This window comes from Mesorhizobium sp. ESP-6-4 (genome assembly GCF_020164735.1).
GTDB lineage: Bacteria > Pseudomonadota > Alphaproteobacteria > Rhizobiales > Rhizobiaceae > Mesorhizobium.
In genome coordinates, this window is record NZ_JAIUGS010000002.1 from 678,261 (window position 1) to 689,636 (window position 11,376).

12 protein-coding genes and 1 pseudogene are annotated in these 11,376 nt (G+C 60.4%); 6 read left to right on the forward strand and 7 right to left on the reverse strand.

Features of this window, described 5'->3' with window-relative positions:
- Positions 1 to 215: 215 nt before the first annotated feature.
- Together LB523_RS07015 and LB523_RS07020 are read right to left on the reverse strand one after the other, a co-directional pair.
- Positions 216 to 1,193 (reverse strand): GlxA family transcriptional regulator, encoded by a 978-nt coding sequence (locus tag LB523_RS07015; protein WP_224601815.1) that lies wholly within the window; start codon positions 1,191 to 1,193, stop codon positions 216 to 218.
- Positions 1,194 to 1,256: 63 nt separating this feature from the next.
- Positions 1,257 to 2,213: a COG2958 family protein gene (locus LB523_RS07020; RefSeq protein ID WP_224601760.1), complete on the reverse strand. Its 957-nt coding sequence runs from the start codon at positions 2,211 to 2,213 to the stop codon at positions 1,257 to 1,259.
- A 205-nt stretch (positions 2,214 to 2,418) separates the two neighbouring features.
- Here LB523_RS07020 and LB523_RS07025 point away from each other — a divergent pair, with 205 nt between their 5' ends.
- The gene (locus LB523_RS07025; RefSeq protein WP_224601762.1) at positions 2,419 to 2,928 is read left to right on the forward strand and encodes a GAF domain-containing protein; all 510 of its coding nucleotides are present in this window, start codon (positions 2,419 to 2,421) and stop codon (positions 2,926 to 2,928) included.
- A gap of 24 nt (positions 2,929 to 2,952) precedes the next feature.
- Here LB523_RS07025 and LB523_RS07030 read toward each other — a convergent pair whose 3' ends face one another.
- Entirely contained in the window at positions 2,953 to 4,014 is a 1,062-nt protein-coding gene (locus tag LB523_RS07030) for a YeiH family protein (RefSeq protein ID WP_224601765.1), read from the reverse strand.
- A 360-nt stretch (positions 4,015 to 4,374) separates the two neighbouring features.
- Between LB523_RS07030 and LB523_RS07035 the strand changes: the two genes are divergently transcribed.
- The 3 genes from LB523_RS07035 (at position 4,375) to LB523_RS07045 (ending at position 6,907) form a co-directional block, all read left to right on the forward strand.
- Complete coding sequence (locus LB523_RS07035) at positions 4,375 to 4,836, forward strand: GNAT family N-acetyltransferase (RefSeq protein ID WP_224601767.1); 462 nt, start codon at positions 4,375 to 4,377, stop codon at positions 4,834 to 4,836.
- A 127-nt stretch (positions 4,837 to 4,963) separates the two neighbouring features.
- The gene (locus LB523_RS07040) at positions 4,964 to 5,347 is read left to right on the forward strand and encodes an ACT domain-containing protein (RefSeq protein WP_224532758.1); all 384 of its coding nucleotides are present in this window, start codon (positions 4,964 to 4,966) and stop codon (positions 5,345 to 5,347) included.
- 126 nt (positions 5,348 to 5,473) lie between these two features.
- Positions 5,474 to 6,907: an aldehyde dehydrogenase family protein gene (locus LB523_RS07045; RefSeq protein WP_224601768.1), complete on the forward strand. Its 1,434-nt coding sequence runs from the start codon at positions 5,474 to 5,476 to the stop codon at positions 6,905 to 6,907.
- Between the two features lie 971 nt (positions 6,908 to 7,878).
- Here the strand turns inward: LB523_RS07045 and LB523_RS07050 are convergent.
- Positions 7,879 to 8,058, reverse strand: a complete 180-nt coding sequence (locus LB523_RS07050; protein WP_224601770.1) for a hypothetical protein — start codon at positions 8,056 to 8,058, stop codon at positions 7,879 to 7,881.
- A 308-nt stretch (positions 8,059 to 8,366) separates the two neighbouring features.
- Here LB523_RS07050 and LB523_RS07055 point away from each other — a divergent pair, with 308 nt between their 5' ends.
- Entirely contained in the window at positions 8,367 to 8,540 is a 174-nt protein-coding gene (locus tag LB523_RS07055; RefSeq protein WP_224601772.1) for a hypothetical protein, read from the forward strand.
- A 131-nt stretch (positions 8,541 to 8,671) separates the two neighbouring features.
- Here LB523_RS07055 and LB523_RS07060 read toward each other — a convergent pair whose 3' ends face one another.
- Both LB523_RS07060 and LB523_RS07065 read right to left on the reverse strand, forming a co-directional pair.
- Positions 8,672 to 8,905, reverse strand: coding sequence for a hypothetical protein (locus LB523_RS07060; RefSeq protein ID WP_140633997.1), 234 nt, complete (start codon positions 8,903 to 8,905; stop codon positions 8,672 to 8,674).
- A 402-nt stretch (positions 8,906 to 9,307) separates the two neighbouring features.
- The gene (locus tag LB523_RS07065; protein WP_224601774.1) at positions 9,308 to 9,823 is read right to left on the reverse strand and encodes a hypothetical protein; all 516 of its coding nucleotides are present in this window, start codon (positions 9,821 to 9,823) and stop codon (positions 9,308 to 9,310) included.
- Positions 9,824 to 10,073: 250 nt separating this feature from the next.
- Between LB523_RS07065 and LB523_RS07070 the strand changes: the two genes are divergently transcribed.
- The gene (locus tag LB523_RS07070) at positions 10,074 to 10,718 is read left to right on the forward strand and encodes a hypothetical protein (protein WP_224601777.1); all 645 of its coding nucleotides are present in this window, start codon (positions 10,074 to 10,076) and stop codon (positions 10,716 to 10,718) included.
- Between the two features lie 106 nt (positions 10,719 to 10,824).
- On the opposite strand, the pseudogene LB523_RS07075 reads toward LB523_RS07070, so the two are convergent.
- Positions 10,825 to 11,376, reverse strand: a pseudogene (locus LB523_RS07075) (hypothetical protein); the annotation flags it as partial.

Below are 11,376 nucleotides of genomic sequence, written 5' to 3' on the forward strand. Positions count from 1 at the left end.
GAGCAAGGAGCGAAGCGACGCGCGCAGACCCTAGAATCCATGCCGTTACGTCGGCCAGACAATGCAGCGGTGCAGAAAATCCTTGCTGCGGCCGGGTGCCAATTCTGCATCGCCGAGACGCTTTCAGGTCACGGCATGGATCCTAGGGTCTTCGCTCCGCTGCGCGTCGCTTCGCCCTAGGATGACGAAGGAGCGTGGAGCCGCACCACTCCAAACTAATGCCGCCGCATCGCCTTAGGCGCGTGCCCGTGCTCCTCGCGAAACGCCCTTGCAAAGCTCGACATCGACGCAAAGCCGCACGCCAGAGCCACATCGCGCACCATCAGCGTCGAATGCGCCAGCAGGTCGGCGGCGCGCTTCAGCCGCAGCCGCCGGTAATATCCGTTGGGCGAGATATCCAGCTCGGCGCGGAAACTGCGCTCGAGCTTGTCGGCCGACACGCCGAGCCGTTCCGCCAGCTCCGCCATGCCGAGCCTTTCCTCGACCGCATCCTCCATGATGGCGATGGCCGACAGAACCAGCTCGTTCTGGACGCCGGTGCGCAGCCTGAGCGGCATCAGCTTGCGGTCGACGCTCGACCGCAATGGCGAGTGCACGAACCATTCGGCGACGCCCGCCGCGATTTCGGCGCCATAGTCGCGCGTGATGATTTCCAGCATCATGTCGAGGCTGCCGACGCCGCCGGCCGAGGTGAAGCGCTTGCGGTCGATGACGAAGAGATCGCGCCGAAGCTCGATTTCCGGAAAAGCCTCGCTGAAGGCTGCCTGGCTGGTCCAGTGCAAGGTGCAGGCATGGCCGTCGAGCAGGCCGGCGCGGGCGAGGAAGAATGCGGCGTCGGCGACAGCGCCGATATGTGCGCCGCCGCGCAGGCTTTTGCGGATCCAGCTCATCGCCTCATCGGCCACGACATGATCGGCATCGCCACCGGAACACACGACGATGCGGTCGACCTTCGGCGCGTCGGCGGCCGAGAAACCGGGTTGGATGACGACGCCGTTCGATGCCTCAACCGTACCCGCATCGGCCCCGACGATCACCCATCGATAGCAGTCGCGCTTGGCAAGAATGTTAACGGCGCGCAGCGGCTCGATGACGGACGAAAATGCCATCATCGGAAAACCGGGAAAAACCAGCACCGCGAAGGTGAGGGGCGCTTCGCTTGGTTTCGATGGGGGGCTGGTGCGGACGATCATAGTGTCAGCATAGAGGTTAATCCTGCCGCCCATCGGTCCAAATTCAGAAAAAATCCGTGGCAGTCACATATCCCCAGTCTGGAAGAACTGCCGGACCCTAGTCATAAATTGATGAAAGTCCTTATTTTCAACAGCTAGACGGCTACACATTGCCCACTCAAGATCCGGCCGTTCTCTTGCCGGAACAAGAATCTCGCTCTCTGTAGGGTTTTCCTCGTCCAGTCGAATGATCCCTATACCGTGCATGGCATAGAGGATTCGAAGCTCTTTGAGGGTCTCTGAGCCTTCAATGCTGGCGGCTACGAGGTAGCCAAAATTTGCCCAGGACGAATTCGAGACGGCTTGGAAGTATGTCTCACGAGCGTTGGATCGGTTTACGAGTAACTTCACCTCGAAAGACCACAGCCTTATCTGTCGGTCCCTGCTCTCTCGGACCGCCGTGACGACTTCACGATGGAGGCCATCAGTTAGATTTTCCATTCCGACGACATCGGGAAACAGCCACTTATTCCCTCCAGCACCGTAGGCGTTCGACGACTTCTTTTCGTCAATACGATAACCCTTCACGTTATGCTCGAACTCAAGAAACTCCACGAGCATTGGATACAGGTCTTGTTCGCTCCTCCTCGTAATATTCTTTTCGGCGACACGAGCAGAATCATCCAAACGGGCTTCATCCGGCGTGGCGAATTTCACGAATTGATCGCGCCCACTCTCCACGTCCTCCACTTCCTGTTCCTCGCTCTTTTCGGACCAGTAGAACAATCGCGGCCGCACCCCTTCCGTGGTCCGCAACTGCGGTATTTGCTTCTGCCACGATGGCCTATTCGCTCCTATTTCAGCCACAATTTGGTAAAGCAATTGGTCGCGCGTTTCGATGGAAACACTTCGCTCGATTTTAGCGGCTGCATCTTCGGGATATTTCTCGGTGATCCAAAGGGCTATATCGCGAGCTTTGAATCGCTTCTCCGGATTCGCAGATAAGAGTTCAACTACTCTCTTCTTTAGTGCAAATGACATTGTCGCCTCGAACCTGATGCCACAGTCATAGGGATAAGCACAAAGGTAGCCAGCGGCAACGCGGCGGCGGTCCGGATCGTTCTGGCCCTGAAGGTCTTGTATGGCTGGAATTCACGATAGGCTGTTTCCTGGCGGCGGCTTTGGTGGCAGAGAGGACGGGACTGTAGCGGGCGCGTTAGCGCCCTTGCAACGGAGCAACAACACGATGTTCGCTGCAACGGTAATCGACACAAGCAACAAGCCGGCCTTCTACAAGGAGTTGGCCACGCAATTGAAAGCGCTGCTCGAAGGCGAGGGCGATTCCGTCGCCAACGCCGCCAACACCGCGGCGCTGATCTATCAGATGGTGCCCGACCTCAACTGGGCCGGCTTCTATTTCCTCGCCTCCGATGACGAGCTGGTGCTCGGACCCTTCCAGGGCAAGCCCGCCTGCGTTCGCATCGCCGTCGGCAAGGGCGTCTGCGGCAAGGCCATCGAGCTCGACATGTCGATGCTGGTCAAGGACGTCAACGAATTTCCCGGCCACATCGCCTGCGATGCCGATTCGCGCTCGGAGCTGGTCGTGCTTTTGCGCGATGCCGAAGGCGCGTTCGGCGTGCTCGACCTCGACAGCCCGCTGCCCGGGCGCTTCGACAAGGAAGACCAGGCAGGCATAGAGAAGCTCGCCGCGATCTATGTCGCGGCCTGTGAGTTCGAGGACGATGATGAAGGCTGATAGGTGAGGCGACCCCGGCCTGCCTTACACGAACTTCACCAGCACCAGGCTGAAGCAGCCGATGAAGATGAAGGCTGAGAAGGCCAGCATCAGCGGCCGCAGTCCGCGCGAGCGAAGCCCCGAAATATCGGCCTGCAAGCCCATGGCCGCGAGGCCCATGGTGAGCATGATCTGTGCTGCGAGGGCGATCGCCGAATGGATCTGCGCCGGGATCGCGATCAGGCTGTTCAGCGCCACCACCGCGACGAAAGCCGCGACGAACCAAGGCAGCGGCGGCCTGGCGCCGGAAGCATCACTGCTGCCGCGGCGTGTCATGACACCGAGCGCGATCACCATCGGCGCCAGCATGGCGACGCGCGTCAGCTTGGCGACGGTCGCCGTCTCGCCGGCCTGCGAACCGTTCTGGAAGCCGGCGCCGATCACCTGCGCCACCTCATGGATCGAGGCTCCCGCCCATAGGCCGAAGGCGTGCTGGTCGAGCCCGAAGACCGGCGCCAGCAGGGGAAAGCCGAGCATGGCGATGGTGCCGAACAGCGTGATCGCGGCAACCGCGTAGGTCACGTCTTCGTCGCGCGCGTCGGTGACAATGTTGGTGGCGACTATTGCCGAAGCTCCGCAGATCGAGGTGCCGGCGGCGATCAGCTGGGCCAGCTTGGCATCGACGCCGATCAGCTTGCCGAGCGCGACGGTGAAAAGGAAGGTGGCGCCAAGCGTGGCCGCGACGATGCCGACGCCGCCAAGGCCGATGCCCGACACCTGGCCGAACGTGAGCTGGAAGCCGAGCAGCACGATGGCGAAGCGCAGCAGGCGCTTTTGCGAAAAGGCGATGCCGGCCTTGGCGTGGGCGGGCAGGCCGAGCACGTTGGAATAGATCGTGCCGGACACCACGGCCAGGATCATCGGGCTGAACAAGGCAAAGCCTGAGACATTGTGGGTTGAGAACGCCACAGCGGTGATCATCGCCACCAGCACGATGCCGGGGATAATGCCGTTCCACGCTGAATCGAGCCGCTTGCGGCCCGCGGCCAGATCGGCAGAAATCGGGCTTGTCGGAATATCGTTCGCGATGTGAGTGGCGGAAGACAATGCAATTCTCCAGGCGAGTGTGCCGGAGGAATGTCATTCCCGAACAAATCTTTCCAGCGAATTGTTATGGTTGGAATGATCGATTTTCACGAACGATTGAGTTTTGAGCTGACGATGGAACACCTCCCGAATTCGACAGGCTGGGCCAATCTCAAAATCTTGACGGGCTGAACTTCCTGTTCCAGCGTGGCGCCATGTTCGTTTTTGCACCCGCCATCACCAAGCGACGTCGCCTCTATACGATGGAGAGCGGTAAGCCGATTGCGCGACGACAAACACCGGCCGAATAAATTCCGGTTTGTTCGTTTCCCGCCCCGCCGCGACATCCGCCGGCGGGGCTTTCATGTCTGGAGCCTTGCTGTGACCAATTCTTCCATCCGGTTTCGGCCGGCCGAACGTGCTGACGCTGCCACGATCAGGGACATCGTGCGCGCCGCCTATTCCAGATGGGTGCCGTTGATCGGCCGCGAGCCGATGCCGATGCTCGCCGACTATGACAGAGCAGTTGCCGAGCATCCGTTTGAACTTGCCGTCGAGAGCGATCGCATTGTCGGCATGATCGAGACCATGCTGGAGGAGGATCACCTCTGGATCGAGAATGTCTGCGTGGCGCCGGACGCGCAGGGCAGGGGCATTGGCCGGCTGCTGCTCGAACGGGCCGAGCACAAGGCGCGCGCGGCGAGCCGCTTCGAATTGCGCCTGCTGACCAATGGCGCCTTCGCAGCCAATGTGTCGCTTTACAAGAAGCACGGCTATACGATCGACCGCGAAGAACCGTTCATGAACGGCACGACGGTCTATATGAGCAAGAAGCTGGCATGATGCAGAACGCCATCGATGGTCTCTGTAGGATTGCTCCCAAGTTGACGGAGAATCTCGGTTTGGAGCAGATTGCTGCCGCTCAGACGTGCATCGAATCCGTGATCGCCGACAAACAGAGGAGGTTCGGATGGCAATCAGGGTCCGGTTGAAGCCACTCTCGGGGCGGTATGCGGTTTCGCGTCTCGCAGCAAAAGAGAGCATTCCCGGCTGGGCCGACGGACCGGGCTTCGTCAGCATCACCAGGACCGAGGACGAGCTTTCGGTTGTCTGCCTGCAGGAGCGGGTGCCGGACGGGGTGCAGCACGACAGGGACTGGGTCGCCCTGAAACTCCAGGGTCCCTTTGCCTTCGACGAAACAGGCATCGTGCTGTCGGTAATAAAGCCATTGTCGGAAAACGAACTCGGCATTTTTCTGGTATCCACCTTTGATGGCGACCATCTGCTCGTCAAAGAGAAGGATGAAGCCGCGGCAAGGGGGCTTCTGGTCGCGGCGGGGCACACTCTTCTGTAGCCGCCTGGCTCAATCGCCCGCCCTTGCGTTTGACATCGCTCTTGCCGCATCGTCATCTCTGACGCGATACGACGATCCGGCGATCGCTCCCCCAATCACATCAGATATCCCGCCCAAGGAGAAACCATGTCCCACAATCTGCAGTTCTATATCGATGGCGTGTGGGTCGATCCTGTTGTGCCCAATACACTCGACGTCATCGATCCCTCCAACGAGGACGCTTTCGCGCAGATTTCGCTGGGCTCCAAGGCCGATGTCGACAAGGCGGTGGCGGCGGCCAAGCGCGCCTTCGCCACGTTCGGCTTTGCTTCGGTCGAGGAGCGGCTCGATATCCTCAACCGCGTCATCGAAATCTATAAGAAGCGCAGCAAGGACCTTGCGCTCGCCGTCTCGCGCGAGATGGGCGCGCCGCGCCAGATGGCGCTGGACAGCCAGGTCGGCGTCGGCCTTGCGCATCTGGAGAAGATGGCCGAGGTGCTGAAGACCTTTCCCTTCCGCCACATCAAGGGCACCTCGCTCATCGTCAAGGAGCCGATCGGCGTCGTCGGCCTGATCACGCCGTGGAACTGGCCGCTGAACCAGATCACCTGCAAGGTCGGTCCCGCGCTTGCCGCCGGCTGCACCATGGTGCTCAAGCCGTCCGAGATCGCGCCGCTCGACGCCATCATCTTCGCCGAGATCATCGACGAGGCCGGCGTGCCGAAGGGCGTCTTCAACCTCGTCAACGGTGACGGCCCGACCGTCGGCCAGGCGCTGGCCAGCCACCCGGATGTCGACATGATGTCCTTCACCGGCTCGACCCGCGCCGGCATCCTGGTCGCCAAGGCGGCGGCCGACACGGTCAAGCGCGTGCATCAGGAGCTCGGCGGCAAGTCGGCCAACATCCTGTTCCCCGATGTCGATCTGGAGCGGGCCGTCACCAAGGGCGTCGCCGGCTGCTTCGGCAACAGCGGCCAGTCCTGCAACGCGCCGACCCGCATGTTCGTGCCGCGCGACCGACATGACGAGGCCGCCGGCTATGCGAAGAAGGCGGCAGAGAAATTCACCGTCGGCCCGGCCGATGCGCCCACGTCGAAGCTCGGTCCGGTGGTCAGCCAACTGCAGTTCGACAAGATCCAGGACCTGATCCAGAGCGGCATCGACGAAGGCGCCACCCTGGTTGCCGGTGGCCCCGGCCGCCCGGCCGAGCTCAACCGCGGCTACTATGTCCGCCCGACGGTCTTCGCCAACGTCACGCATGACATGCGCATCGCCAGGGAGGAAATCTTCGGGCCGGTGCTGTCGATCATGCCCTACGACACAGTCGAGCAGGCGATCGAGCAGGCCAATGACACCGTCTTCGGCCTTGCCTCCTATATCCAGGCCAAGGACATCGAGAAGGCGCGCCAGGCGGCCGCCCGCATGCGCTCCGGCACCGTCTACATCAACTACCCGGCCTGGGACGCGGGCCTGCCCTTCGGCGGCTACAAGCAGTCCGGCAACGGTCGCGAATATGCCGAATACGGGCTGGAGGATTTTCTCGAGATCAAGGGTATCGCGGGGTATGCGGCGGCAGAGTAGGGCACTGTAGCCAGTGATCGTCAGCGCTGAAGTAAAAAAGGCGCGGTTCAACCGCGTTTCTTATTTTTTGAAAACAAGTCGACCAGGGACGGCCACTATACTCAAAGACTGATCCAACGGAGACATCGCCTGGTCGGGATGAGATGACGCGTATCTATTAGGCTTGGCTGATGCGATTGGGGCTGGCTGACTGGTTGTGTTTCTCGAATAATCGGAGCTTTGCCGGATATCCAAGCCGTATCGGTGTTTGGCAAACCCCGCATTTGAATGTAGCCACGGACTTGAACCAGGAGCCTTTCCGGATAATCGGATGCCGGCATCTTGGACATTCGAATCTGAGATCTGTCTCATTCAGGTTTTGAGGAATCGACATTTTGCCACACGCTCCTATGCACCCACCGATAGCACGTTAAAGTAGCAATGTTTCAGTCCTGCGACCGCCAGACTGCCGTGTTGTAACGAGAGTGATTCCTGGCAACGGAACTGCGATCAGGGCCATGCATCGCGCTCGACCGACCGAGCATTTGGCTACAAGACAACCTTTCTGCGAAACACACCAGAAAGGATATTCGGTAAGAATTAGTTCAACCGGGCCGAGTATGGTGAGAGTGGCGGCTCCAGCTTGGGGGGGGTGGATTGGGCCAGAGCCGCCTGCACGGTCATTGTGTGGCAGTAGACCGCGCTGTGTCAGAATAGAACAGCGCGGTCTATAATTAGTTAACGCTAATTAAATGCGGCGGCTACCCTAACGGCCGCCGACTCGCCGTGATTCATTGTGGCCTGCCGGCGTACAAGCTGGGCGTGGTTGCCAGCATGGCTCACCACCCGTCGCAATTTGAAAATGCCGTTCTTTCCGAACTTTTCAAGTAATGACCTGGCAACCCGAGGGCATAGGTCTTCCGGTAGGATGATGGAGCGCGAAAAAGCCCCGCCGGCGAGATGCCTGCGGGGCTTTTTCAGCGGATAGTCGATTAACGGCGATCGCTTCCGCGGCCATCATGGTGGTCGCCGTTGTTCGCGCCCAGGCACATGGCGTAGTAATCGTCATGGTTGCTGCACGAATTGAGGGCCGCCTGCTGAGCATAAGCCGAACCAGCGAAGCCGAAGACAGCAACAATGGCGAAAATTGCATTGCGAACAATCTTGGACATTTCGATTTTTCCTTTGTTTAAATTCCGGTCGAGCCGGTCGATGGCGGCTTTCCTGCAGTTTGGTTTCGGTTTGATGGCGCTTGAACGCAAATTTGTTTCGAAACAGCAACGGCAGTAGCCGAGCCGGCCAGACGCCTCGCATGCCATGGCGGCTCGTTTGCATACAAATGTTTCAAAGCCTGTCCTTCTCGTTACGAGCCTTGCGCTTGCGTGCAATGCGGCGGAAACAACCGTCGGTCATCTAAGGCGCCATCATGAAGGCGGCGGGATTGCCCCGTTACAGCCATGGCGAATTGAGGATAAACTTTATGTCGTTCCTGAAGACATTGAATCGCATGGGCGCGGCGTTGAAATATGCGCAGGATGCCCGCAACCCAACGCGGATACGGAACGGCATGCCGTCCGACAATCAGCTGGATATTTGCTGGCCGGTGATGCCGACAACCAAGCATCTGTCCTCGAACATCTGGGGCGGGATCTGAGATAGCGATCGCTTGGAAGCCCGATCGTCGACCCGCGCATGGCAATCGTCACCGCGCGAGCCGCAGGCAACGCGCCGTAGCCGCGCTTCTCGGCACCTCCCGAGCTCGTCGCGAGCGTGTTGACGCGCGATTTATCCGCGCCCCGCCTCGATGATGCCGACCATCGCCCGGGTAAATTCGACCATGCTGTTTGCGGTGATGGCGGCGTTGTCGGGGGATTGACCGATGTGCTCGGCCGCTCCGCAACAGGACCGGCGGATGCTATCGTAGTATGGATCTCTCTCATCGTCCGGTAGTGCAGCCAAATTCAGGGCGCGACGGTGGATCATGCGCAGTAGCTGCGCCAATGCTGTTTCGACACTCATGCGTTTTGCTCCGCATCGGTCGAGCGTCTCGGCACACCGAGTGCCGGATCGTCGATCGGGAGATTTCCCGAGTCGAACAGGCTGCACAGTAGCCATTAATATATCGTTGATTGCTAATGTAGGAAGCGCATCGAGCATCACAACGTTCAGATGCGAAGGGTGCCGATCCGAGGTGCGGATGACATATGGGCACAAACTGGCGATGTTCGAGCGACACCGGCACTTGGCGGTGAAAGGCTCAAAGTAAGCGGTTGAAGGCCGCCTATGCGCCGGGACGCGGATAGGTGTCGGCACGCATTCCCAATCAGCATCGTCAAGGCCGTATGATCGTGGTTCGTTACGGCGAGCGCGCGCGGAAGGAGGATCGATCCTGGAAATCTGCGATCGGCCACAGACAGTGCGTCAGGAACCTGCCCGCCGTGCAAAATGCTCATAAGTCGCCTGCCAGGGATCGCTCTCGGCAGCTCTTTCCTCGCCGATCCAATGGAAGCTGTCGGCCGTGATCTCGGTGAAGCGCCAACGGGCTTGCAGGCCGCGCGAGTCATGGCCGATCTGGACGATGTTGTTGCCCTCGGCCCGCCCGACCTGGCGTGAGTAATCCTGGTTGAGCGGATCGCTCCAGATGATGTGCCAGCCGTCGATGCCGGGATCGAAGACGCGCAAGGTGGTGCCGTACATGATCGACGGGGCAGGGCGCCTCGGCCTGATCCAGAGGTCCTGGATGGCGCGGCCTTCGAGAATCCAGCCGAAATGGCATTCCCCATCCCATTTCTGGATCGTGCCGTCGTCGAGATGGTGGACCGTGTCCATGTCCCAGCTGCCGATCAGCCAAGCGTACAGGTCCATGTCTTTCGCCCAGTCGGTGGAAGGGCCATCGGAGGTGAGGGCGGTGAGAAAAGGGGACATTGTGGTCGTCATCGCTTTCTCCAAGGCGAGCAGGGAGCTGGAACATCGCCGCGATAACTTGCGGCGTTGTGGTTCTGGTTCTTGGGAAAAATTGCTGTGTTGCCGCTATCGACCCCCCAACCAGCATCCTTGATGCAGCGGATTCATCCACTAGTTAATTCCGCGGGCACCGTATTCGCTAGTTTTTGCCTTGAGGCAGCGGCGGTTTAGACGTTCTGACCGCATGCCGCGCAAGGACAGCTGGGCACATTTGGAGACTACCGTGCGTCAATCCCTTGGATTCAGCTTGGCTTATTTGGCATTCGCTTGCTCGATCGCGGTAGCTTGCGCTGGAACTGCAGCCGCCGGCCCGCACGGCGGAGGGCATGGTGGTGGCGGCCATCAGGGTGACAACGGGGGTCATGGCAGCCATGACAACGGCGGTAACGGCAAAGGCAAGGACAAAGGACCTGCCGGCGATCCCGGCGATCCCCTCGGCGACAGCGGCAGTCCGTCGTCGAACGATGACGGGATCAGCACCACTCCAACGGCCTCAATACCGTCAACTCCAGCTGCCATTGTCGACCTGTCCACAGGCGGCGGGCATTCGCTCGACCTCCCGCCCGCCCTGCAGCCTCTCGAAGACAACACTGTTCCATCAGCGGTCCACCCGATCGAAGCGCTGCCCGGTGTCCCGGATAAGGTCGTTCGCGCCTGTCAGGACGCAATCGAGCAGGCCGCCGCCAAGTTTGGTGCGGCCAGCGTGCGCGTCAGCAGCGCAGGTTCCATACGTCGGTTGAGCAAACGCAAGATCTCGGCTCCCATTCAGGTCAGCATCGACTATATGCATCAGGGACGGGTGGAGACGCGTGAGGCGCCGGTCGAGTGCGAATTGAACGCGAAAGGCAGCGTGATCGGTCTGACATAGCGCAGAGCGCGGAACTCTTTGCGATCCCCTTTTCCGGGCCTCCGTGTGTTGCGAATGGTACAGGCTAATGACTGGAGCGTTCACCGCCGTCGCAATCGTTTTGAATTCAATCCGACGTCGGGTGTATTGGCCGGAGGGCAAAGGGAAGCGCGATAGTACGCACGCGGATCACCTGCGAGGAGTTGCGAAGCTTGCTGCGCGTAGTCGTCTTCTGGCTGACAGCCTTCATCTGACCGTTGCCGGCCGATGCGCGGCCAGAGCGAGGCTGCAGCGGCGGCTCAATTTGCGCGCTGCGGCGCTCAGCTCTGAGTTTGTCATTGTCCGCGCGTTTGGCAGCCAGGTCGCGGGCCAGAGAAACAGTGGCTTCGCGCTGGTTGTCCAGAGCTTCGTTCAGCCTGGTGACCTCTCCTGAAAGTGCTGGGGACGTGCCGCGCTCCAGGCGGGCTTTATTAAGGTCCTCACGGATCGATGCTGCGGAAGCGCGTTCTCGTGTCAGAGCCTGCGCCGTCTCGGCTGCGGTCTGCTCGGCACGCTCTTTTGCCGACACAGCCCTGACTCGTTCCTGTTCAGCCGCGTCGCGCTCGAGGCGGGCTTTATCGAGGTCCTCGTTGGTTGATGCTGCGGAAGCGCGCGCCAGGGCGAGAGCCTGCGCCGTCTC

Bases quoted from the DNA above. Each gene is read 5' to 3' on its own strand.
- LB523_RS07015 (WP_224601815.1), bottom strand. From the start codon at position 1,193: ATGATCGTCCGCACCAGCCCCCCATCGAAACCAAGCGAAGCGCCCCTC.
- LB523_RS07020 (WP_224601760.1), bottom strand. From the start codon at position 2,213: ATGTCATTTGCACTAAAGAAGAGAGTAGTTGAACTCTTATCTGCGAAT.
- LB523_RS07025 (WP_224601762.1), top strand. From the start codon at position 2,419: ATGTTCGCTGCAACGGTAATCGACACAAGCAACAAGCCGGCCTTCTAC.
- LB523_RS07040 (WP_224532758.1), top strand. From the start codon at position 4,964: ATGGCAATCAGGGTCCGGTTGAAGCCACTCTCGGGGCGGTATGCGGTT.
- LB523_RS07045 (WP_224601768.1), top strand. From the start codon at position 5,474: ATGTCCCACAATCTGCAGTTCTATATCGATGGCGTGTGGGTCGATCCT.
- LB523_RS07050 (WP_224601770.1), bottom strand. From the start codon at position 8,058: ATGTCCAAGATTGTTCGCAATGCAATTTTCGCCATTGTTGCTGTCTTC.
- LB523_RS07055 (WP_224601772.1), top strand. From the start codon at position 8,367: ATGTCGTTCCTGAAGACATTGAATCGCATGGGCGCGGCGTTGAAATAT.
- LB523_RS07060 (WP_140633997.1), bottom strand. From the start codon at position 8,905: ATGAGTGTCGAAACAGCATTGGCGCAGCTACTGCGCATGATCCACCGT.
- LB523_RS07065 (WP_224601774.1), bottom strand. From the start codon at position 9,823: ATGACGACCACAATGTCCCCTTTTCTCACCGCCCTCACCTCCGATGGC.